The organism is Bradyrhizobium sp. S3.12.5, from assembly GCF_040548225.1.
Lineage (GTDB): Bacteria > Pseudomonadota > Alphaproteobacteria > Rhizobiales > Xanthobacteraceae > Bradyrhizobium > Bradyrhizobium cytisi.
Genome location: NZ_JBEPRF010000021.1, coordinates 1 through 22,913 on the forward strand (window position 1 = coordinate 1; position 22,913 = coordinate 22,913).

The following is a 22,913-nucleotide window of genomic DNA, read 5'->3' on the forward strand; positions in this document are numbered from 1 at the left end:
CGTTGCGAGCGGCGCGAAGCAATCCAGACTGTCTCCGCGGAAAGATTCTGGATTGCTTCGCTGCGCTCGCAACGACGAGGAGGCGAGAGCCGCCCTACCCGATCACCTTGCCGAACTTGTTCGACTTCGGGAAACCCTTCGGCGGCAGGCGGCCGGCGTCGGCGCGGGTGCCTTGCCATTCGGCGAGCTCCTTCATGGTCGCCGAGAATTCGCGCCCCGCCGAGTCCTTCCACGTAAGGCCCGCCTTGGCCTCGAACACAGCGACGTCGGACAAGCCGCCATCCTTGTATTTTTGCAGCCTCACGCCGCGGCCACGCGCCATCTCCGGCACCTGGTCGAGCGGGAAGATCAGCATCTTGCGGTTCTCGCCGATGACCGCGACGGTATCGCCGATCACCTCGGTGACCGTGCGCGCCTCGTTCGGCATGTCGACGTTGAGGACCTGCTTGCCCTTCTTGGTGGTGCCGACGCAATCGTCCTCGTTGACGACAAAGCCCTGGCCCTCGTGGCTCGCGACCAGGAATTTGCGTCCGCCCTTGTTGACGAACAGCGTGACAGGAGCGGCCTCCGGCTCGAGGTCGATGTATTGGCGGATCGGCTCACCATGACCGCGGCCGCCCGGCAGTTTCGCGACATCGAGCGAGTAGAACTTTCCGTTGGTCGCGAACAGCAGCAGCTTCGAGGTCGTCTCCGCGAAGAAGGCGAAGCCGAGCTTGTCGTCCTGCTTGAAGGCGAGCCCCGAGAGATCCTCGACATGGCCCTTCATGGTGCGGATCCAGCCCTTGTCGGAGACGACGACCGTCACCGGCTCACGCTCGACGAGCGCTTCCTCCATCGCGGCAAGATCGTGCTCGGGCGCATCCGCAAAGGTGGTGCGGCGCTTGCCGAGCGGCGTCTTGGGTCCGAACATGTCGCGGACCTTGCCGACCTGCTCGGCGACCTTCTTCCATTGCTCGGGCTCGGACGCGAGCAGTCCCTCGATGCCCTTCAGCTCCTTGCGCAGATCCTTGTCCTCGGTACGGATCTCCATTTCCTCAAGCTTGCGCAGGCGACGCAGGCGCATATCGAGGATCGCCTCGGCCTGCACCTCCGTAAGCTTGAATGTCTTCATGAGAACCGGCTTCGGCTCGTCCTCCGTGCGGATGATCCTGATCACCTCATCGATGTTCAGGAAGGCGATCAGATAACCGCCGAGGATCTCGAGCCGGTTCTCGATCTGCGTCTTGCGATAATTGCTGCGGCGGATCAGGACGTCGCGCAGATGGTCGAGCCATTCGCGCAGGCACTCCGCGAGGCCGACCACCTTGGGGATACGGCCCTTCATCAACACGTTGAGGTTGAGCGGGATCTTGCTTTCCAGCTCGGTCAGCCGGAACAGCGATTCCATCATCAAGGCCGGATCGACATTCTTCGACTTCGGCTCGATGACAAGACGAACGTCTTCGGCGGATTCGTCGCGGACCTCGCCAACCAGAGGCAGCTTCTTCTGGTCGAGAAGCTCGGCGATCTTCTCGACCATGCGCGACTTCTGCACCAGAAAGGGGATCTCGGTGACGACGACCACCCAGGTGCCGCGCGTACCCTCTTCCTGCTCCCATCGGGCGCGAACACGGAACGAGCCGCGGCCGGTGGTGTAGGCCTCAGCGATGGCCTGCTTGGAATCGACGCAGATGCCGCCGGTCGGGAAATCCGGACCCTTCACCCACTTCAGAAGCGCCTTGGATTTCGCGTCGGGCTTCTCGATCAGATGCAGCGCGGCATCGCAAAGCTCCGCGGCGTTGTGCGGCGGGATCGAGGTCGCCATCCCGACCGCGATGCCCTGCGCGCCGTTGGCGAGCAGGTTCGGGAAGCCGCCCGGCAGAACCACCGGCTCCTTGGACTGGCCATCGTAGTTGGGGCGGAACTCGACGCCGTCCTCGTCGATGCCGTCGAGCAGAAGCCGCGCGACATCAGTCATGCGCGCTTCGGTGTAACGGTAGGCGGCCGGATTATCGCCGTCGATATTGCCGAAATTACCCTGGCCGTCGACCAGCGGGTAGCGCGAGGAGAAATCCTGCGCGAGGCGCACCATGGCATCGTAGATCGCCTGGTCGCCGTGCGGATGGAACGAGCCCATCACGTCGCCGACGATCTTGGCGGACTTCTTGAAACCGGACCCCGGGTCCAGCCTGAGCAGGCGCATGCCGTAGAGAATGCGCCGGTGCACCGGCTTCAGGCCGTCGCGCGCGTCGGGCAGCGCGCGATGCATGATGGTAGAGAGCGCGTACGCAAGATAGCGCTCTTCCAGCGCTTCACGCAGCGGCACATCATGAATTTCGGCCGGTTCTTCCGGCGGAACGATTCGTTTTCCCATGCCGCCCGGTTAAACCGTGGAAGCGAATCGGGCAAGGATGGATTGGTTCCGTGCGGGCTTCTACTGCCCTGCCCAGCCGGCGGCTACAGTTGGCTGGACCTTCGCCTGAGCGGTGACAGGCGCATTGGCCAGGCAACGCCGGGCGGCCTCGATCTCGGCCTCCGTTGCGCCCTTGGACCGCGCCCAGGCCTCTGCGGCCGCAGCGGAATATTTGGCGACATAGAACCTGACGACCGTGCAGGAAGCGCGACGAAGCACGCTTGGTTGCTCGCCTGCGAGGGCGTCCGGCGCCAGCGCCATCAGCGCTGCCGATACGATAAGTCCCTTGATCAGCATCAGGTTATCCCCCGGGGGTTGGAACCCAAGGGCCAATCCGGGAAACCCGCTTTGGTTCCGCCAAGAGCTGCCTGATTGGGCAATACAGAGCCGCGCTGACGTCATGGCGACGAGTTGCCCCCTTTTCAGGACGCAGGAAGGGCGGTTTTGGCCTGCTGCCGCGTCAGCGCATTGATGAAGCCGGCGCGCGCGTCGGAATGGACCTGCCCCCGCGGCTCCAGAACATGGCGCAGCAGGAACAGGCCGGTCAGCCGAAAGCCGTCCTGGAGATCCTGATCGGTAAGCTCGCTCGCGGTTTCGCCACGGCGCAGGAAGGATGGCAGCCGCAGCAGCCGGTCGCGCCACGGCTCGCCCGCGCCGCGGGACACCGCGCCGCCTGATTTGGGCGAGACGTAGATCAGGTCTGTGGTCTCTCCGGTCACCGCGCAATTCTCAAGAGCGAGCCCGAAGCCGAGCTCTGCGAGCATCGCCAGCTCGAAATGAATGAGATGCACGGCCGCGCTGCCGATGTCGTCGAAATCGTCGAGCGAATGTTCGAGTAGCGCGAAGATGTCGTTGTGCGGATCGCGCTCCGGCAGCAGCCGCGCAATCGAGGCCAGATGCGTGACGCCGTAGACGCCATGGGACGATTCCAGCAGCGTCGCCGCGCGCAACTTCAATCCCTCGATCGCGTAGGTGCCGAGATGCTCGTCGAGCCGCGCCCGCCACACCGCGCTGACGCTGTTCCCCGGCTGCAAGAGCGGCCGCATCCGCGAGCCGGCACCGCCGCGCACGAGACCGAGATGCCGGCCGTGCTGGCGCGTCAAGAGCTCGACGATGGCGCTGCTTTCGCCATGCCGCCGCACGCCCAGCACGATGCCTTCGTCGGTCCATTCCATGGGATCGATTGTAGCGCAATTCGAGCGCTTGTAGGGTGGGCAAAGCGGAAGCGTGCCCACCAATTTGATCCACGCGACGCGGACGATCAATGGTGGGCACGGCGCGCCAGGGCGCGCCTTTGCAAACCTACGGCACCGCGCGAGACCTCACGCGTTGAACCAGCCCTGCGCGTCGCCGGTGAACGAGAAATATAGCCCGAACACCGTCAGCACGCAGGAGACGATCTCGATGGCGCTGTCGAGCTCCATGCCCCTCTCGCCGATGATCTGGCCGAGCGAGATCACGGAGAGCACCAGCGCTGCGGCCAGCACCCAGCGCGGCCAGTTCTTGCGCCAGCGCGCCGCCAGCCAGACGAAATAGATCAGCAGAGAAATCATCACGCCGGCGAGCAGCGTCGACGTCATGATCATCTGCTCGGTCATCTCGGTGGTGGGCGTGCGGTCCTGCACCGCCACAGACAGCGCATCCAGCATCAGCGACGCATAGAGCAACGCTTCGAAGCGCTGGACGTTACGGGGCACACTCATCAAATACCGATCTGTTCTTGCTTATTCCTTGGGAAATTCCAGGCCCATCTCGCGATAGCGATCGGGATCGTCGCCCCAGTTCTCGCGCACCTTGACGAACAGGAACAGATGCACCGGCACGCCTAGAATCTCGGCGATTTCCTTGCGCGAGTCCGCGCCGATCGACTTGATGGTAGCGCCGCCAGCGCCGAGCACGATCTTGCGCTGGCTTTCGCGCTCCACGAAGATCGTCTGCTCGATGCGCACCGACTTGTCCTTGCGCTCCTCCCACTTGTCGGTCTCGACCGTGGACTGGTAGGGCAATTCCTGGTGCAGCTTGCGATAGATCTTCTCGCGCGTGATCTCGGCCGCAAGCTGCCGCATCGGCGCGTCCGACATCTGGTCCTCGGGATAGAGGAACGGCCCCGGCGGCACGATCTCGGCCAGCGTCTGCCTGAGGTCATCGACGCCGTCGCCCGAGATTGCCGCGATCATGAAGGTCTTCGCGAAAGGCATGCGCTCGTTGGCGGCCTGCGCCAGCGCCAGCAGCTTCTCGCGCTGGACCAGGTCGACCTTGTTGATGACCAGGATCTTCTCGTGTTTCACGCTGGCAACCTTGCCGAGGATCGCCTCGGCTTCCTCGTCGATCCCGGCCTTGGCGTCGAGCAGCACGCAGACGAGATCGGCGTCATGCGCCCCGCTCCAGGCGGTCGAGACCATGGCGCGGTCGAGCCGGCGCTTGGGCAGGAAGATGCCAGGCGTGTCGACCAGGATTACTTGCGCGTTGTTCTCGATCACGATGCCGCGGATCAGCGCGCGCGTGGTCTGCACCTTGCGCGAGACGATCGTGACCTTGGCCCCGACCAGCGCATTGACCAGCGTGGACTTGCCGACATTCGGCGCACCGATCAGCGCAACGAAGCCGCAGCGCGTAGCAATGGGCGCCTCGCCGCTCGCTTCAGCCGTCATTGCCGCCACCAACGCCTTCGCGCTCGATCATGACGGAGGCCGCGACCTTCTCCGCCGCGCGCTTGCTGCCGCCGGTGCCTTCGGCCGGCGCCAAACCCGGCAGGTCGACAGCAACGCGGAACTCCGGATCGTGATGCGGGCCGGTGCGCTCGACCTCGCGATAGACAGGCGTCGGCAGCCCCTTCCCCTGCGCCCATTCCTGCAGCACGGTCTTGGGATCGCGCAGCGGCCGCCGCGGCTTGTGCATGCGCTCGGTCCAGTTGCGCTTGACGAACTCGTCCGCCGCCGCATGGCCTCCGTCGAGGAAGATCGCGCCGATCACCGCCTCGCAGATATCACCGAGAATGGACTTGCGCAGGCGCGCATCGGCGCTGGAGCCGACCGAACCGAGCTTGATGTCATCGAGCAGACCGAGCGACTTGGCGACGTCGGCGCAGCTCTCCTTGCGCACGAGCTCGGCAAGCCGCTTGGACAACTCGCCCTCATCGGCATTCGGGAAGGCATGATAGAGCATGTCGGACACGACGAGCCCGAGCACGTGGTCGCCGAGGAACTCCAGCCGCTGATAGCTGTCGCCGCGCTTGCGTCCGGACTTCAGCGCCGAAACGTGGGTGATCGCCTGCATCAGCAGGTTCGGATCGGCGAAGTTGTGGCCGATGCGCGCCTCGAGCGCCGCATTCGCATCAGCTGCCGCCTTGGCCTTGCTGCTCCGCGTCCGCTTCTTCTTCGCCGGAGCCTTGGTTTCAGCAGTCTTGGTATCAGGCGCCTTGGTATCAGGCGTTTTGGTCGCAAGCGTCTTGGTTGCAGCTTCGCCCTCAGGAGCGGCTTGCGCCTCGATCGATTGGGTCGTGATGTCCTTGGCTTCGTCTTTCATCGGACGATTTTGAAGAAACGATTCCAGCGCACCGCCCACGGCCAGCGCCAGAACATCCAGGCATGCTCGCCTTCGGCGATCGAGAAGAAGATCATCTGGGCACGGCCGATCAGGTTCTCCTGCGGCACATAGCCGACCTGGCCGAGGAAGCGGCTGTCGGTGGAGTTGTCGCGGTTGTCGCCCATCATGAAGAAATGGCCTGACGGCACGGTGTAGACGTTGGTGTTGTCCATGTAGCCGTTGTCGGCGCAATCGAGCGTCTCGTAGGAGACACCGTTCGGCAGCGTCTCCTTCCAGCGCTTCACACGCGAGATGCCGCTGCCTTCGGAGCCGCAGGGATCCTCGCCGACATATTCGCTCATGCGCTGGCGCTCGACCGGGGTGTCGTTGATGTAGAGCAGACCGTCCTTCATCTGGACGTGGTCGCCAGGCAAGCCGATCACGCGCTTGATGTAGTCGGTGGTGTCGTCCTTCGGCAGCCGGAACACGACGATGTCGCCGCGGTTCGGATCCGAGCCCCAGATCCGTCCCGAGAACAGCGGCGGCGAGAACGGAATCGAGTAGTGGCTGTAGCCGTAGGAATATTTCGAGACGAACAGATAGTCGCCGACCAGCAGCGTCGCCTTCATTGAGCCGGACGGGATGTTGAACGGCTGGAACAGGAAGGTGCGGATCACCAGCGCGATCAGGAGAGCATGGATCACGACCCGGATCGTCTCGCCGACGCCGCTTTCAGTTTTCGTTCCCGAAGTCACGCTCATTGCTCTCTCAATTCCGGCCGGCGATCACAGAACGCCCTCCTCCCGCGAACGGCCCACCGATTCGCAGCCCAAGGAGATTGTCCTGATTCTGATAGTGAGGGCCAATTCCGGCGTAAAGCCGAATTCGACCAGCCTGATTTGCGTCCGCGGACTTTTAGACGGTTGTCGCAGGCCACGCAATCAAGGATCGCATCAAAAACAAATAAGGTGTTGATTTTTAACACGAATTATAAAATTAACGCCGACCTTCAGGGCTTCGCCCGCGGCACGGCGGAAATGACCACGAAGGCCTGCGCCAACGGCCAGTCGTCGGTGATCGACAGGTCGATCTGGGCCTCGAATCCCTCCGGCGTCAGGGCCTGGAGCCGGGCCAGCGCCCCCCCGGTCAGCCGCATCGACGGCCGGCCCCCGGGCAGGTTGACCACGCCCATGTCGCGCCACCACACGCCCTGCCTGATGCCGGTGCCGAGTGCCTTGGAGCAGGCCTCCTTGGCGGCAAAGCGCTTGGCGTAGGTCGCCACCACCATCTTCTCGTTCTTGGCCCGCCGCTCCGCCTTGGCCCGCTCGGCCGCAGTGAAGATGCGGTCGAGGAAACGCTCGCCATGGCGCTCCATCACCTTCGCCACGCGGGTGATGTCGATGAGGTCGGAGCCGATCCCGATGATCATGCCCGGCTCCGTCCGACATCCATTGCCGCGCGCATCGTGCGCACCGTCTCCGCAAGACCGACGAACAGCGCCTCGCCGATCATGTAGTAGCCGATGTTGAGCTCCATGATTTCAGGCAGCGCGGCAATCTTCTCGGCCGTCGCGTAGTCCAACCCGTGGCCGGCATGGACCTCGAGGCCTGCGTCCTTCGCGAGCTTCACGCCCGCCACGATCCGCCGCCATTCAGCCTCGGCCTTGTCGCTGTGGCCGTCGACCACGGCGTCGCACCAGGCGCCGGTGTGGATCTCGATCACAGGCGCGCGCAGCCGCGCCGCCATCTCGATTTGCGCAGGGTCCGCAGCAATGAACAGCGAGACGCGGATGCCGACATCGTTCAGCCGCGCGATATGGGGCGCGAGCGCATTGTGCTGGCCGACCACGTCGAGGCCGCCCTCGGTCGTCACCTCCTGGCGCCGCTCCGGCACCAGGCACACCGCATGCGGCTTGGTTGCGAGCGAGATGCGCATCATGTCGTCGGTCGCCGCCATCTCGAAATTCAGCGGCTTGGAGATCTGCGCCTTCAGCCGCGCCATGTCCTCGTCGCGGATGTGCCTGCGGTCTTCGCGCAGATGCGCGGTGATACCGTCGGCGCCGGCCTCGATCGCAAGCAGCGCGGCGCGGACCGGATCGGGATGGCGGCCGCCGCGAGCGTTACGGACGGTCGCGACATGATCGATATTGACGCCGAGGCGGAGCGGAGATGCAGGCATTTCAGGACTCACGAGATCGGAGGTACAGGCGATTGCGACAGACGCCTATCCATTAACACGTTCGACGCGGGCGACGACCGCCTTGGCGCGCAGCTGGGCCAGGATCGCGCTCAAATGCTTGAGATCGTAGACTTCGAGATCGATCGTCGTCTCCGTGAAGTCGGGCGAGCGGCGCTGCATGCTGATATTGTCGATGTTGCCGTCATGCTCGGCGATCACGGTCGCGATCTGCGCCAGTGCGCCGGGCTCGTTGACATTCTCGACCTTGATGCGCGCCGGGAAGCGTTGCGGCGCCGAATCCTCGATGTCCCAGCGGACGTCGAGCCAGCGCTCCGGCTCCTCCTCGAAATCCTTCAGCGCCGGCGACTGGATCGGATAGATCGTGATCCCCTCGCCCGGCGTGACGATGCCGACGATGCGATCGCCGGGCACGGCGCCGCCGTTCGGCGCGAACTTCACCGGCAGGTCGGAATTGTTGCCGCCAATGGGGATCGCAACCGGGCGGCGCGACGGCTCCAGCGCCTTCTCCTTGAGCTTGGCGGCGAGCCCCTTCTTGACGCCGTAGCGCGCGACGCGCTCCTCCTTGTAGTCGGGATACATCGCGCGCGCGACGTGGGAGGCCTTGATCTCGCCGCGGCCGACCGCTGCCATGACGTCCTCGATCGAGGTGCGCGCCAGCCGCGGCAGCGCGCCCTTGAGCTTGTCGTCGGCGTATTCGATCTTGGCGCGCTCGAACAGGCGCTCGACGATGCGCCGGCCGAGGCCGACATATTGATCGCGCACCGCGGTGCGCGTGGCGCGCCGGATCGCAGCGCGCGCCTTGCCGGTGACCGCGAGCGTCTCCCAGGCCGAGGGCGGCGCCGACTGGGCTTCCGAGGTCAGCACCTCGACCTCGTCGCCGTTCTGAAGCTCAGACGACAGCGGCGCGAACTGGCCGTTGATCTTGCAGCCGACCGCGCTGTTGCCGACGTCGGTATGCACGGCATAGGCGAAGTCGATCACATTGGCATGGCGCGGCAGCGCGATCAGCTTGCCCTTCGGGGTGAAGCAGAACACCTGGTCGTGGAACAGCTCGAGCTTGGTGTGCTCGAGAAATTCCTCGGGGTTGGCGCTCTCGGAGAGGATGCCGATGGTGTGGCGCAGCCAGGCGAACGCGGTGGACTCGCGCTTGAGGAATTCGGTCGGCGAGCCCACACCTTCCTTGTAGAAGACGTGCGCGGCGATGCCGCGCTCGGCGATCTGGTCCATCGCCTCGGTGCGGATCTGGAGCTCGACGCGCTGGTTGCCGGGGCCGATCACGGTGGTGTGGATCGAGCGGTAGTCGTTCTGCTTCGGCGTCGAGATGTAGTCCTTGAAACGCCCCGGCACGACCGGCCACGTCGTGTGGACGATGCCGAGCGCGCGATAGCAGGCCTCGATGTCGTTGACGACGACACGGAAGCCGAAGATATCGGACAATTGCTCGAAGCCGACCGACTTGCGCTCCATCTTGGTCCAGATCGAAAACGGCTTCTTGCGGCGGCCATAGACCCGCGCGCCGAGACCCCTGTGGCGCAAATTGTTGGAGAGCTGGTCCTCGATCTCGCCGATCAGGTTGCGGTTGCGCTCGGCGAGCGCATCGAGCCGCTGCATCACCACCGAATAGGCTTCGGGATCGAGGGTGCGGAAGGAAAGGTCCTCCAGCTCCTCGCGCATTTCCTGCATGCCCATGCGCCCGGCCAGCGGCGCGTAGATGTCGAGCGTCTCCTCGGCAATGCGCCGGCGCGACTCGGTCGGCACGAAGTCGAGCGTGCGCATGTTGTGCAGGCGGTCGGCGAGCTTGACCAGGAGCACGCGGACATCGTCGGCAATCGCCAGCAGCAATTTGCGCAGGTTCTCGGCCTGCTTGGCCTCGCGCGACACCAGCTCGAGCCGCTTCAGCTTGGTCAGGCCCTCAACCAGCGCGCCGATCTCGGGGCCGAACAGCTGATCGATCTCCGCCCGCGTCGCCTCGGTGTCCTCGATCGTGTCGTGCAGCAGCGCGGCGACGATGGTCGCGTCATCGAGCTTCAGGTCGGTGAGAATCGCCGCGACTTCGAGCGGATGCGAGAAATACGGGTCGCCGGAAGCGCGGGTCTGCGAGCCGTGCGCCTTCATGGCGTAGACATAGGCGCGGTTCAGCAGATCTTCGTCGGTGCTCGGATTGTAGGACCGGACGCGTTCGACAAGGTCATATTGACGCATCATGCGCGCGCGCGGCTTCGCTGGCCGTGCCACCGGCGCAGTCGGGGCCACGGCAACCGATTCGGTTGCGGCCTGCATCTGCGTGGGTCTGCGGCGTCGATACACCATGCCGTCCTGCCTTCAAACGGACCATGAAACGGCCCGTTGTATACATCCTAAGCTCCGATCGCGGACACGGCCGATCAATTCAATGACAGGCGCGCGGCGCAATCCGGCAGCGCTATGGTAACCACGAAAACGCCAACAAAAGCAAAGGCCCGAACACGGGTTCGGGCCTTTGATAAGATCACAAGAAGTCGACGATCACGATAGGACGATTACTCGTCCTCCTCGGGCTGCTCTTCGGGCGGCGCGAGGCCTTCGAGGCCCTTCAGGAGCTCCTCTTCGGTCATGCGCTCCACAGCGACTTCGGTATCGTCGGCATCGACGCTGGCGCCGGCGGAACCGATCAGCGGCACCGTATCCGGCTCGGGCTCGTCCACCTCGACGAACTTCTGGAGGGAGTGCACGAGCTCCTCGCGGAGATCCTCCGGCGAGATGGTCTCGTCGGCAATTTCACGCAAAGATACAACAGGGTTCTTGTCGTTATCGCGGTCAACCGTTAGTTGTGAACCGGACGAGATCATGCGGGCACGGTGGGCGGCCAGCAGGACCAGGTCAAACCGGTTGTCGACCTTGTCGATACAATCTTCTACGGTGACGCGAGCCATAGACTGTCGCTCCGTTGTGGGTGGGACGAAATATGTGGATGATTGGGGGTAGTTATAGGGGCCGGGGCGGTTTCGCAAGGCAAATTTGTGATTTGGCCTCGCCAAACGCCTCTGCTACCTCCACATTGGGGCTGGGACGGGTGGTTTCCCGGGCCGCCATTGAGGGCGGCGACGGGTGTATGAAGGTCCGCCATAACTATACCTTGATTGCCCCGACTTCTCCGGATTTGCGGTTTCGACGGGTTTTGGCAGGACTTTGAATTGCGCGGCTTGCTGCCGCCGCGCCAACAATAAACGATTTATCACGAACACTACGCGAGCAAACTGAATGTCACCTTCCCCTACCAACAAGATCGCGCTCTTCATCGACGGGGCCAATCTTTACGCAACTGCGAAAACTCTGGGCTTCGACATCGACTACAAGCGCCTTCTGAAGGAATTTCAGAGCCGCGGGACGCTGTTGCGTGCGTTCTATTACACGGCGATCATCGAGGATCAGGAATATTCCTCGATCCGTCCCCTGATCGACTGGCTCGACTACAACGGCTACACGGTCGTCACCAAGGCGACCAAGGAATTCATCGACGCCTCCGGCCGCCGCAAGGTCAAGGGCAACATGGACATCGAGCTCGCGGTCGACGCCATGGAACTCGCAGAGCACATCGACCAGATGGTGCTGTTCTCGGGTGACGGCGACTTCCGCTCGCTGGTCGAGGCCGTGCAGCGCCGCGGCGTGCGGGTCACGGTGATCTCCACCATTGCCAGCCAGCCGCCGATGATCGCCGACGAGCTGCGTCGCCAAGCCGACGTCTTCACTGACCTCGTCGAGTTGCAGTCCAAGCTTGGCCGCGATCCGTCCGAACGCCCCGCCCCGCGTGATCGCGGCGAGCGCGAGGCGCGCCACCACGCCCCGCAGTTCCTCCAACGCGCGACCACGATGGCGCCGAGGGGCGATGACGACTTCGAGGAGTGAGGTAGCCCGGTCTAGCCGCCAGGCCCCCACCCTCGTCCCCGACCGTGATTGCCCGCTCTGTCCGCGCCTGGTCGCCTTTCGCGAGGCGAACCGCGCGCGCGAGCCGTCCTGGCACAATGCGCCGGTACCACCGTTCGGCGACATCAAGGCGCGCTTGTTGATTGTCGGCCTTGCGCCGGGCATGCAGGGCGCCAACCGCACGGGCCGACCCTTCACCGGCGATTATGCCGGCGATCTGCTCTACGCCACGCTGCTGGAATACGGTTTTGCCAAGGGCACCTATCAGGCGCGTCCTGACGACGGCATGAAGCTGGTCGACTGTCGGATCGCCAATGCCGTGCATTGCGTGCCGCCGCAGAACAAGCCGCTGCCGGTCGAGATCAACACCTGCCGCCCGTTCCTCGTCACGAATCTCGAGACGATGCCGAAGCTGCGCGCGATCGTGGCGCTCGGGCGGATTGCACACGACAGCGTGCTCAAGCCGCTGAAGCTGAAGGCTTCGCAAGCCCCCTTCGGCCACGGCGCCGTGCACCAGGCAGGCCGGTTCAAGCTCTACGACAGCTATCACTGCTCCCGCTACAACACGAACACGGGCGTGCTGACGACGGACATGTTTCGCAGCGTGTTCGCGAAGGTGAAGGCCGATCTCGACTAGGCGCTGGCCGGATTGGCCTTCAGCCAGTCGAGCACGTCGCCGGCGTTCCGGTCCGGCGGAAACACCGGATAGAAAACATGCGTGATCGTGGCATCGTCGATGATCAGCGCGAGGCGCTTGATCAGCGTCAGGCCTGCGACCTCCATGGTCGGCAAATTGAGGGCGCGCGTGAGCGCTAGCTTCTCGTCCGAGAGCACCGGGAACGGCAGATGCAGCCGCGAGGCCATTTCGGTCTGGTATTCGTTGCCCTGGGTCGACAGGCCGAACACGTGCGAGGCGCCGGCCGCCCGGAGATCGGCGAAAAGATCGCGGAACGCGCAGGTCTGCGGTGTGCAGCCGCGCGCGCCGGGAATCATATCCCAATCGTCGACCAGCGAGATCTTGCCGGGCTCGCCGGTGCGCGGATAGGCGAACACCACGGTGCGCCCGAAGAGCGTCGACAACGTCACTGACGTATCGTCGGTCGCGAGCAGGCTGATCGCAGGCAGCGTCAGGCCTTTCAGATGCGCGGCGGCGCCGTCATCGGTGGGCGCCGGGATCTGGCTCCAATCGACCTCGAGCAGGTTCCTCTGAGTCATTCCCTACCCCCTCGCCCGCATCAGCCGGCCCTTCTCCCGGCTCCAGTCGCGCTTCTTCTCGGTCTCGCGCTTATCGTGCAGCTTCTTGCCCTTCGCAACCGCGAGCTGCAGCTTGGCCCGCCCGCGCTCGTTGAAATAGAGCTTGAGCGGGATCAGCGTCATGCCCTCGCGGTCGACCGCGCCCATCAGCTTGTTGATCTGCCGGCGGTGCAGCAGCAGCTTACGCGGTCGCTTGGGCTCGTGGTTGAAGCGGTTGCCCTGGAGGTATTCGGGAATGGTGGCGTTGATCAGCCAGATTTCGCCGTTCTTGGAGTCGGCGTAGGACTCAGCGATCGTGCTCTTGCCGTTGCGGATCGACTTCACCTCGGTTCCAGTCAGCGCAATGCCCGCCTCGATCGTATCCTCGATCGCATAGTTGAAGCGGGCCTTGCGATTCTCCGCCATGACCTTGATAGGACGTTCGTTCTTATCGGCCATGACCTTCAAAACCTGGCAGCAAACCTGATCGGGATGCGCGCGTAAGCTAACAGTTAGGATGAAGCGCGCGCGTCACTTCTTGAGGAGATCGCGGATCTCGGTCAGCAGCACCACCTCCGCCGACGGCTTCGGCGGCTCGGCGGGTGCCGCCGCTTCCTTGCGCTTCAGCGTGTTTATAGCGCGGATCACGATGAACAACACGAAGGCGACGATGATGAAGTTGATCGTCAGCGTCAGGAAGCTGCCATAAGCAAGCACTGCGCCTTGCTTTTTCGCATCCGCTAAGTTGGTGGCGGTAACCGCCTTCGACAAGGGTAAGTAGTAGTTCGAGAAGTCGAGGCCGCCGGTCGCGGCGCCGATGAGCGGCATGATGATGTCACCGACCAGCGAAGTGACGATTGCGCCGAAGGCCGCGCCGATGATGACGCCGACCGCGAGGTCGACGACATTGCCCTTCATGGCGAACTCGCGAAACTCCGTGAGGATCCGCCTGCCCTTTTCGTCGACTGCGCTCATGACAAGCGTCCCCGGTGGCTAAAGCATCAATTGATCAGGCCGGCGTGCACCATGGCGCTGCGCACGGCAACGCGCGTCGGTTCGGACACCGGCACCATCGGCAGCCGCAGCGTCTCGTCCATCTTGCCGAGCAGCGTCATTGCATACTTGATCGGCGCCGGATTGCTCTCGATGAAAAGGTTGTTGTGCAGCGGCATCAGCTTGTCGTGGATCTTCAGCGCGGTGGCGTGGTCGCCCTTCGCCCAGGCGGCCTGGAACTCCGAGCACAGCCGCGGTGCGACGTTCGACGTCACCGAGATGCAGCCATGGCCGCCATGCGCCATGTAGCCGAGGATGGTCGCGTCCTCGCCGGAGAGCTGATTGAAGTCCTCGCCCATCGCCGCACGCTGCTGCGACACGCGTACCATGCTGGCGGTGGCGTCCTTGACGCCGGCGATGTTCTTCAGCTCCCACAGCCGCTTCATGGTGTCGACCGACATGTCGATCACCGAGCGCGGCGGGATGTTGTAGATGATGATCGGAATCCCGATCGCATCGTTGATCGCCTTGAAGTGCTGGTACATGCCTTCCTGGGTCGGCTTGTTGTAGTAGGGCGTGACCACCAGCACGGCGTTGGCGCCCGCCTTTTCGGCATGCTGGGCCAGCTCGACCGCTTCCTTGGTCGAGTTGGAGCCGGCGCCGGCGATCACGGGCACCCGGCCCTTGGCCTCCTCGATGCACCATTCGACGACCTTCTTGTGCTCGTCGTGAGAGAGCGTCGGGCTCTCGCCGGTGGTGCCGACCGGGACCAGGCCGTTGGTGCCCTCGGAGATCTGCCAGTTGACCAGGGAGCGGAACGCCGCCTCGTCCAGCGAGCCGTTCTTGAACGGCGTGACCAAGGCGGTGAACGACCCCCGGAATTTCGTCTTGGCTGCCATGGACTTCCTCCGTACGCGGCGAGAATTTAGAGCAAGGCCCATTCTTATCGGGTCTGTCCGGCCGGTAAAAGACCTGCTGCCGGCCGACGCACCGTTTAAGCCGCGATTTTGCCGCGGTGGTGGTGCAAACCGGGCGAAGGTAAGCGGCTGTTGGTATTTTGTCCGCATATTCAATCAAATACAGCCAGATCTTGTACAGATAGGTCTTGAGCCAATTGACTGATTCGGGGCGACGAACCTCCGTGACCTCCTTTCCGCGCGCCGCATGGCGATCTGCCGGTCTGGCCATCTGCCTGATGGCCGGCCTGTCGATCGGCTGCGTCGCCCTAGCCAAATCCAATGAGACGGCCGAGGACACTGCGAAGGAACCGGCCAAGCAGGCCGCCAAAGGAACTGACAAGGGAACCGCGAAGCCAGCCGTCAAGCCTTCCGCGAAGGACGCGACGAAGGGATCGGCCAAGGACACAAGCAAAGAAACCGCCAAAGGCGCCAGCAAGGGAGCAGCTTCCGCGCCGGCCAAAGATCCTGCGAAGAAGGATGCTGCGAAGAAGCCCGCCAGCAAGGATGCCGCCAAGGACAAGCCGAAGCCCGCGGCCGCCACCCCCGCGCCAAAGGCACGACCGGCCGCCAATGCTCCGGCCTCGCAGACCGCGCCGGCGGTGACGGCCACCGTCAGACCTTCCGCCCCGGTCCCCGCCAAGCCTGTCGCGACGCCGGTGCTGGCGCCTGCGACCCGCCAGCACGCCGCGCCGCGCAAGCTGGTCACGCCGGCCGCGGTTGCTGCGACCTCGTCGACATCGCAAGCCGACAAGGACACGCTCGAGAACGTCATCGAGCTGGTGCGCAAGCGCAAGCCCGGCGACGCCAGCAGTTACGCGGATTCGATTTCGGACCCCGTTGCGCGAAAGCTCGCGGAATGGATCATCCTGCGCAGCGAGGACAATGGCGCGAGCGTCGAGCGCTACCGCGCCTTCCTCTCCGCCAATCCGAGCTGGCCGTCGCAGACCTTCCTGCGCCGGCGCCTGGAGGCCGCGATGTGGGACGACAGGCGCGACGATTCCGTTGGCTGGTCGTGGTTCGAGAACGAATCCCCCGTTTCGGCCAAGGGCCGCTTCGTGCTCGCCAAGGCGATGCTGGCGCGCGGCGATCGCGCCAATGCCGAGCGGCTCGTGCGCGAGGCCTGGCGCAGCGATCCGATGTCGGAGGACACCGAGAACAACGCGCTCGACCAGTTCGGCGCCCTGCTCACGCCGGGCGACCAGAAGGCACGGATGGACACGCTGCTGTATGGCAGCGAGCACGAGGCGGCACTGCGCGCGGCAAAACGGCTCGGCGCCGGCTATGTCGCGCTCGCCAAGGCCCGCATCGCCTCCTTCAAGAAGGCGCCGAACACGCGCGCTCTGCTCGAAGAGGTGCCGCGGGAATTGCACAATGATCCCGGCTTCATCTTCAGCAAGATCCAGCTGCTGCGCCGTGAGGAGAAGTTTGCCGAAGCCGCCCAGCTCATGCTGTCGGCGCCGAAGGATCCAAACCGGCTCTACAATCTCGACGAATGGTGGATCGAGCGGCGCCTGCTGGCCCGCAAGATGATCGACACCGAGGAATTCCGCAGCGCCTATCTGATCGCGCGCGACGCGGCGCTCCCCTCACGCGACATCTACAAGACCGAGCAGGAGTTCACGGCGGGCTGGATCGCGCTGCGCTTCCTCAACGATCCCGCCGCAGCCGCCCAGCACTTTGCCCGCATCGGTGTCGGCAGCGTCAATCCGACCACGCTCGCGCGTGCCGGTTACTGGCAGGGCCGCGCGGCCGAGGCCGCCGGTCGCCAGCAGGAGGCGCGCAACGCCTATGCCCGCGCTGCCGAGCAATCCACCAGTTATTATGGCCAGCTCGCGCGCGCAAAGCTCGGCCTGCCGCAGATCGAGCTGAACAGCCAGCCGCGCGGCCGCGGCGCCGAGCGGCTGGAGATCGTGCGCGCCGCGCAACTGCTCTACGAGCTCGACGAGCGCGAGATGGCAATACCGCTGCTCGCCGATATGGGCGAGAACGGCGATCCCGAAGCGCTTGCCGGCCTCGGCGAGCTGACCCAGCGCTACGGCGACGCACGCGGCATGCTGCTGCTCGGCAAGGCAGCGCTCAATCGTGGCCTGCCGTTCGATTTCTACGCCTATCCCGTCAACGGCATCCCGCAGTTCACGCAGATCGGTCCCGAGGTCGAGCGCAGCATCGTCTACGCGATCGCGCGACAGGAAAGCGCGTTCAATCCGGCCGTCGTCTCGCCGGCGCAGGCCTATGGCCTGATGCAGGTGACGCCGGATGCCGCGCGTTACGTCTGCAAACGGCACGGCGCGACCTATGACCTGTCGCGGCTGAAGAACGATTCGTCCTACAACGCCACGCTCGGCGCGGCCGAGCTCGGCGGCCTGCTCGAGGATTATCGCGGCTCCTACATCATGACCTTCGCCGCCTACAACGCCGGCCGCGGCAGCGTGAAGAAGTGGATCGACCGTTACGGCGATCCGCGCGACGCCAAGATCGATGCCGTCGACTGGGTCGAGCTGATCCCATTCTCCGAGACCCGCAACTACGTGCAGCGGATCATGGAGAATCTCCAAGTCTACCGCGCCCGCTTCGGCGGCGGCACGCGGCTCCAGATCGAGGCCGATTTGCGCCGCGGCGCCGGCAGCGTGGAATAGCGACCTTCTCTCTCGCCCGTAAGAGGCTGCCCCGCGATAGGGTCTTGGCGGGCACGTCCCGAACGACCGAGGGGCGCGAGTAAGCCATCGCACCCTGAGGCTCAATCGGGGCGAGAAGTTCGGCGCGCGGCCCGACCGCCGATGCTTTGTCCGAAGGCTCTAGTAATTTGGATCAGGCTATCGAGGAATCTGATGCGCTTATATCGGCTGCCGGGAGCCATTCTAAAGCGGAAGCACGATCCCTTTCGGAAAACCGCTTCACACTCTTCCCGATCATGCACTTGTGAGGTTAACCGCCCCAGTGTTGGCTTTGGTAGGGATCGCCGTGTCCGACCGGTGCTGAGTATGGGGCCGCGTGGGGAACATAGGCAAAGCCCCTAGCCGCACGCGGCGTCAATCGGGGGGCGAAAGTCTGTGTGGCAGACGCGGCATGCCGCTTATGATTTGTCGTTCCAGCACTGGCCGAGACGGTCAGGGCGACAAGGATACCCAAGGCCAAGATCGCACGCATCGCAATTGCTCCTGTTGAGTTGCTACGCGTACCTAGGCTTCGGCCCTTGCCGCACCAGTCCGCCACCTCTTCACGATTGCTCACGTCCCCGGCATCAAAGTACGGCGTCGAGTTCAACGCGAGCCTGCGTTCGACGACTTTCTGATTGCTGCTGTCGCTCTTGGCGCAAATGAAAGCAGGACCCGGGCCGGACTTTTGCCCTTCGATGACCCATCTGCCGATTTGCGCCTCGCATAACCAATGGCCGTACCGCCACAAAGCAAAACCCCCGGCAGTTTCCTGCCGGGGGCTCACTATCGATTGATAGATCGATATTAGAACGTGCGGTTGGCGCGGAGGAGCAGGGTCAGAGAGTTCTGATCCTTCAGCTCATACGTCGCAGTCGGCTTCGCGAAGGCGTTGATGGCCGGGATCGCGATTGTACCAGAGTACTTCTGATCCAGGCGCGACCAGCTCAGGTCAGCCGTGAACGCCAGGTTCTTGACCGGGGTCCAGACGGTGTTGACGCCGATGACGCCGAAGTTGAAGTCCGGGTTACAGGTCGCAGTAGCGGCACCGTAAGCGGCAACAAAGTTGGCGCAGATCAGGGCCTTGGCGTTGCTGGTGTAGCTCAGCGAAGCATAGCCACCATAGATCGCGCTCACCCAGTAGGGGTTCCAGTTGTGGGTGAAACCACCACGGACGCCCCAGGTCTTGACGGTCTCGATGCTACCGCCAGCGCCGAAGACGCCGTCAGCAATGCCAGCGAAACCGACGCTCTGGTAGGCGATGCCCGAACCGCTGTACATCGAGAAGCTCTGCGGGAACAGGACCTGGAAGTTCTGCCGGCTGTCGCCATCGGTGTAGACGGCCTGCAAGTTGATCGTGTCACCCGCACCAGTCGGGATGTTCTTGATCGACAACGAACCCTGGACAGCCCAACCCCACTTGTCGGAGGGATGACCGGAGGGTTCCGTTTGTGCGTAGTAGCCGGGATGCAGGTCATGCGCGGCAACCGAGAACTGGGCAAGACCCCAAGCCTGGTCAACACGAACAGCACCAACGATATCGGGAGAGCGCGTTCCACCCCAACCGTTGAGGCCGTACTGGCCCAGGACGAGAGCGTTACCAGCGTTTGTAGCAGCGGAGGAAAACAGCGGGACACCCGCACCACTAACAGAACCGCTGGCCGTGAAGGCGGTAACGTTCCACAGGTTGCCCTGACCGTTGGACTGCGTATCGGGGCTTTCCAACGCCAGCGAACCGGTGATGCCCTGACCGAAGTCAGCGGTATAGGCGAACTGGTTGATACCGGTGACGTGGTTGGAGCCGCCCGGAATGGTATCGGGACCACCAGCCGGGTAGGAATTCCACGGTGCGTCGAAGATCGAGACCGTGCGACCCATGGTGAAGCCAGCGAACTGGATGAACGCATGGTAGAGGCCGAGCGTGGCACCACCAGCCGCGAACGTCGCCGGGGCGCTGCCGGTGATGTTACCCGTATCGTAGCTGAAGATCATGTCAGCGTAGGTGCGGACAACACCGTATTCGGTCGCCGTGCGGGTATCGACGTTGAGGTCCATACGAGCGCGGGTGTAATAGTAGTTCGTCAGACGGTTGTTCGAACCACCGTTCGCCGCAGCCGGCTGGCTATTGTTGAAACCGTAGTCGTTGGCGCCGCCGAGGACTGCGTCAGCGCGCACGTAACCACCCAGCTTGATGCAGGTGTCAGTGCCGGGCATGTAGTAGAAACCCGCACCGTACAGGGAGCAGATCTTCACGTATTCGACCGCTTTGGCCTTCACGGGGAGATCGGCTGCCTGCGCTCCGCCCACGGCGATAAGACCCGCCGCTGAGCCGAGCAAAAGGCTCTTAACCAACTTCATGTTAAACCTCCAAGTTGCTCTTCAGGGAAGGTCACTGACCCGAATGGCCAATTCCCAAACCCCCTTTAAATCACCGCCTTGGCCACCTTCGCGTCTTCGGACACACCCGCATGAACGCGAGGGACTTAAGCGAAAGACCTAAACGGGACGACCTTGGGATGCCCCCCTCCGTCGCCCGATCACAATTACCGAACGACCTTGCACACACAACAACAGAACGCTCCGAAACGGGCCTATGGCGTGTGTTTTCCGACGGGTGTTGCACAAATAACACGCAGATGTGATCACGCGACGTCTGCAACATATTGTTTTTACTGTATTTTTTTGATCGGTTTCATCTGCCGCCGAAATTCCCGACCCGATGGTGCGCGGGTCGACTTACACACAGAGGCGGCTTTGACACGCTCGAATCGTGAATCGGCCCACAGACTCAGAGGATGTGTAACGCGCCGTAACTCTCGGTGATCTCTGGCCGGTCGCGTGCAAACGGCCGGCACGGCGCAGACATTTATGTAGCTGAAGTCACGCGGCCGACTGGGGGGAATCAGCACCGGCCTCCCTGCTGGCGGAGATTAAGGGGTTCGCCCGTCGATGACTTCATAAGCCTCGAACGGCGCAGCAAGCCGGCATCTGCCTGGCAAAGCCGACCGCCGCGTGAAATTCCTAGTAAATTCAATCGCTTGATAGAGCGGACATGGCCTAACCCGCAGAAACTGTCTCTGTCGCCTCTGCCAAACGTTTCAGTTCTGCGTCCGCTGTTCCGACGTGATGTTTCTCGACTGGAAGGCAAACCGCCCTGATTGGCGCGCAGTCCTGCGGAAATCGTTGGGAATATTCGAGCGAAAACACACGCTTCCAAATTGACCGGCCCAAGTAATTAGATGCATAAGGCTCGCACCGGAGAGGTGGCCGAGTGGCTGAAGGCAACGCTTTGCTAAAGCGTCATACGGTCTCAAGCTGTATCGAGGGTTCGAATCCCTCCCTCTCCGCCATCCAGCGGCAGAATCCCGGCCTATTCATCTGAAAAGCGACGTCGCACGGCTGCGAAAGCCCGGCGCCAGGATTCGCGCGGCTGAGCTCAGCCCGATTCGCGCGCTCTTTATATATGTATGTCCGCATCTCGCGGGCCGGACCGCCCGATCCGCGACTCACTACTGAGCCATTCTTCTGGGATCGCTCATGCCGCGCGGGCCAAGCCCGCATTTCTCACACGTCGCGGCACGACGCGGGAACTTGATTCAGCGCGACCGGATCGCCCCGTGAGGCCACGGGGGCGGATGCGCTTCTTAATTCAATGAGCGGATACCCACGCCCTCGCGTCACGCTGCGCGGCCGAGATCTCGACCTCGGACATCTGGCCGGCCACTTCCTGGCGCAGCGCGACGGCGTCCTTGCGGCCCTTCAGCGCAGCGAGGTTGAACCATTTGTGCGCGGCGACGAGGTCGACCAGGCCCGAGCGGCCGCTCGCCCAATAGATCCCACGCTCGAACAGAACGTCCGACAGCGCGCTTGCATCGATCGGCGTTGCCGCATCGAGATCGAAAGTACCCTGAAACATAACGCATCCCCTTTTTCTTATGCCGCCTCGTTCCCCGAGCGCGGCTCCCGTCCAACTCTGATTTGCGTGATCCCTTCTGGGATCCTGCGCTGTTCAACTCATCCCCGAGTCTTGTTGCCCAAGTCTTGTTGCCCAAGCCGTTTGCCGGCTTGTTGGAGACGATGATGGCGGGCAAATTTGAATGGCAGTTTAAGTATCGCGATGAAGCAGACGTAAACGGAAGCGCGCGCCCCACGCGCGGGAAATTCAACAAGCCCCTGATTTGCAGGCACTTCTGCGATTTGTCAGATTTGGTTTACCTTGGGATTTTCGGACATCGATAACCATCGCGCGCGGTGGTGCGTGTCCTGTGGTGTTTCTCCACCGACTGTCGTCACCCGCCTTGTGCGCACTTGCGCACTGGGGACCCAGTATTCCCAGAGGCAGCAATCGTTCCCCGGGAAGCCGCGGTGTACTGGATCGCCCGGTCGAAGCCGGGCGATGACACCGCGTGCGGGGAAGCGGCGCGCAATCACACCACAGCTCTCGCCTGCCCCAAGACCCAAGGCAACGCGACAGCGCAGTGCGACTATCGTCGCGGTCAGATCAACAATGTCGGGAAAGGAATGCCGGCAATACCCCGGCCTCAGGGAACGAGGGCGTCGGCGAACACGTCAGGATCAGATTCCAAATTGGCCCGAAGGCCGTCTGTGGAATTGCGGAGCCCTTATTCAAGGAGCCGCACCGAACGAAGAAAACTTGTTTCTTCTGCCGGACCGGACTTTGACGAGCGAGCCCGTGAAAGCTGACGATCCGACCGTTGACCTGATGTCTCGCCGACACCCTCTATCGTCGACCAGAACCTCCAGGAGGCGCTGATGACGTGCCGGCTCTCTGGGAGCCGGCAACTTCAGAAGTCGAAGTTACTTCTTCTTCTTCGCGACCTTGCGGGTCTTCTTCGCAGTCTTCTTCACTGCGCTCTTCGCCTTCTTCGCCTTCTTCGCTTTCTTGGCCATGTTGCCCTCCGATGTGTGAGATGGCTTTAATCGCTGCGCGCATTCGGGGATCGAATGTGCACTCACCCCGAATACACCAACACGACGAAAAAAACATCTTCTCACTTAAGGAAGTGTTGACGACGCAGCGCGCGTGCGCCAGCC

General features: G+C 63.3%; 20 protein-coding genes and 1 tRNA gene. 4 read left to right on the top strand and 17 right to left on the bottom strand.

Going from position 1 to position 22,913, the window contains the following annotated elements; translation table 11 throughout:
* Positions 1-94: 94 nt before the first annotated feature.
* From parC to rpoZ, 11 genes are all read right to left on the bottom strand, one after another.
* Positions 95-2,353, bottom strand: a complete 2,259-nt coding sequence (gene parC / locus ABIC09_RS27355) for a DNA topoisomerase IV subunit A (RefSeq protein WP_354111204.1) — start codon at positions 2,351-2,353, stop codon at positions 95-97.
* A 60-nt stretch (positions 2,354-2,413) separates the two neighbouring features.
* Complete coding sequence (locus tag ABIC09_RS27360; RefSeq protein WP_354032672.1) at positions 2,414-2,689, bottom strand: hypothetical protein; 276 nt, start codon at positions 2,687-2,689, stop codon at positions 2,414-2,416.
* A 125-nt stretch (positions 2,690-2,814) separates the two neighbouring features.
* Positions 2,815-3,567: a DNA repair protein RecO gene (gene recO / locus ABIC09_RS27365; RefSeq protein ID WP_148753501.1), complete on the bottom strand. Its 753-nt coding sequence runs from the start codon at positions 3,565-3,567 to the stop codon at positions 2,815-2,817.
* Between the two features lie 147 nt (positions 3,568-3,714).
* The gene (locus tag ABIC09_RS27370; protein ID WP_148753500.1) at positions 3,715-4,095 is read right to left on the bottom strand and encodes a hypothetical protein; all 381 of its coding nucleotides are present in this window, start codon (positions 4,093-4,095) and stop codon (positions 3,715-3,717) included.
* Positions 4,096-4,116: 21 nt separating this feature from the next.
* On the bottom strand, positions 4,117-5,043 hold the full coding sequence (era, locus tag ABIC09_RS27375) for a GTPase Era (protein ID WP_354032671.1): 927 nt from the start codon (positions 5,041-5,043) through the stop codon (positions 4,117-4,119).
* Positions 5,033-5,917, bottom strand: coding sequence for a ribonuclease III (gene rnc / locus ABIC09_RS27380; protein WP_148753498.1), 885 nt, complete (start codon positions 5,915-5,917; stop codon positions 5,033-5,035). Before rnc ends, era begins: the two co-directional genes overlap by 11 nt.
* Positions 5,914-6,678 (bottom strand): signal peptidase I, encoded by a 765-nt coding sequence (gene lepB / locus ABIC09_RS27385; RefSeq protein WP_354032670.1) that lies wholly within the window; start codon positions 6,676-6,678, stop codon positions 5,914-5,916. The genes rnc and lepB overlap by 4 nt, the downstream gene beginning before the upstream one ends.
* Before the next feature lie 248 nt (positions 6,679-6,926).
* The gene (gene acpS / locus ABIC09_RS27390; protein WP_354032669.1) at positions 6,927-7,346 is read right to left on the bottom strand and encodes a holo-ACP synthase; all 420 of its coding nucleotides are present in this window, start codon (positions 7,344-7,346) and stop codon (positions 6,927-6,929) included.
* Positions 7,343-8,095: a pyridoxine 5'-phosphate synthase gene (locus ABIC09_RS27395; protein ID WP_148753495.1), complete on the bottom strand. Its 753-nt coding sequence runs from the start codon at positions 8,093-8,095 to the stop codon at positions 7,343-7,345. The genes acpS and ABIC09_RS27395 overlap by 4 nt, the downstream gene beginning before the upstream one ends.
* A 45-nt stretch (positions 8,096-8,140) precedes the next feature.
* Positions 8,141-10,426, bottom strand: coding sequence for a RelA/SpoT family protein (locus ABIC09_RS27400; RefSeq protein WP_354083624.1), 2,286 nt, complete (start codon positions 10,424-10,426; stop codon positions 8,141-8,143).
* A gap of 209 nt (positions 10,427-10,635) precedes the next feature.
* Positions 10,636-11,028: a DNA-directed RNA polymerase subunit omega gene (rpoZ, locus tag ABIC09_RS27405; RefSeq protein ID WP_014494742.1), complete on the bottom strand. Its 393-nt coding sequence runs from the start codon at positions 11,026-11,028 to the stop codon at positions 10,636-10,638.
* Between the two features lie 328 nt (positions 11,029-11,356).
* Here rpoZ and ABIC09_RS27410 point away from each other — a divergent pair, with 328 nt between their 5' ends.
* Together ABIC09_RS27410 and ABIC09_RS27415 are read left to right on the top strand one after the other, a co-directional pair.
* On the top strand, positions 11,357-12,001 hold the full coding sequence (locus ABIC09_RS27410; protein WP_148773836.1) for a LabA-like NYN domain-containing protein: 645 nt from the start codon (positions 11,357-11,359) through the stop codon (positions 11,999-12,001).
* Entirely contained in the window at positions 11,982-12,656 is a 675-nt protein-coding gene (locus ABIC09_RS27415) for a uracil-DNA glycosylase (RefSeq protein ID WP_148754928.1), read from the top strand. The genes ABIC09_RS27410 and ABIC09_RS27415 overlap by 20 nt, the downstream gene beginning before the upstream one ends.
* Here ABIC09_RS27415 and ABIC09_RS27420 read toward each other — a convergent pair.
* From ABIC09_RS27420 to dapA, 4 genes are all read right to left on the bottom strand, one after another.
* The gene (locus ABIC09_RS27420) at positions 12,653-13,234 is read right to left on the bottom strand and encodes a peroxiredoxin (RefSeq protein WP_354111205.1); all 582 of its coding nucleotides are present in this window, start codon (positions 13,232-13,234) and stop codon (positions 12,653-12,655) included. The genes ABIC09_RS27415 and ABIC09_RS27420 overlap by 4 nt on opposite strands.
* Positions 13,235-13,237: 3 nt before the next feature.
* On the bottom strand, positions 13,238-13,711 hold the full coding sequence (gene smpB / locus ABIC09_RS27425; RefSeq protein ID WP_061847806.1) for an SsrA-binding protein SmpB: 474 nt from the start codon (positions 13,709-13,711) through the stop codon (positions 13,238-13,240).
* A gap of 72 nt (positions 13,712-13,783) precedes the next feature.
* Positions 13,784-14,227 (bottom strand): large conductance mechanosensitive channel protein MscL, encoded by a 444-nt coding sequence (gene mscL / locus ABIC09_RS27430; RefSeq protein ID WP_354111206.1) that lies wholly within the window; start codon positions 14,225-14,227, stop codon positions 13,784-13,786.
* Between the two features lie 26 nt (positions 14,228-14,253).
* Positions 14,254-15,144: a 4-hydroxy-tetrahydrodipicolinate synthase gene (gene dapA, locus ABIC09_RS27435; protein WP_187435282.1), complete on the bottom strand. Its 891-nt coding sequence runs from the start codon at positions 15,142-15,144 to the stop codon at positions 14,254-14,256.
* Positions 15,145-15,440: 296 nt separating this feature from the next.
* Between dapA and ABIC09_RS27440 the strand changes: the two genes are divergently transcribed.
* Positions 15,441-17,840, top strand: coding sequence for a lytic transglycosylase domain-containing protein (locus ABIC09_RS27440; RefSeq protein WP_354111264.1), 2,400 nt, complete (start codon positions 15,441-15,443; stop codon positions 17,838-17,840).
* A gap of 825 nt (positions 17,841-18,665) precedes the next feature.
* On the opposite strand, the gene ABIC09_RS27445 is transcribed toward ABIC09_RS27440, so the two are convergent.
* Positions 18,666-20,216 (bottom strand): porin, encoded by a 1,551-nt coding sequence (locus ABIC09_RS27445; RefSeq protein WP_354032663.1) that lies wholly within the window; start codon positions 20,214-20,216, stop codon positions 18,666-18,668.
* A gap of 899 nt (positions 20,217-21,115) precedes the next feature.
* Here ABIC09_RS27445 and ABIC09_RS27450 point away from each other — a divergent pair.
* Positions 21,116-21,208, top strand: a tRNA-Ser gene (locus ABIC09_RS27450).
* A gap of 299 nt (positions 21,209-21,507) precedes the next feature.
* Here ABIC09_RS27450 and ABIC09_RS27455 read toward each other — a convergent pair.
* The gene (locus tag ABIC09_RS27455; protein ID WP_148754922.1) at positions 21,508-21,774 is read right to left on the bottom strand and encodes a hypothetical protein; all 267 of its coding nucleotides are present in this window, start codon (positions 21,772-21,774) and stop codon (positions 21,508-21,510) included.
* Between the last annotated feature and the right edge of the window lie 1,139 nt (positions 21,775-22,913).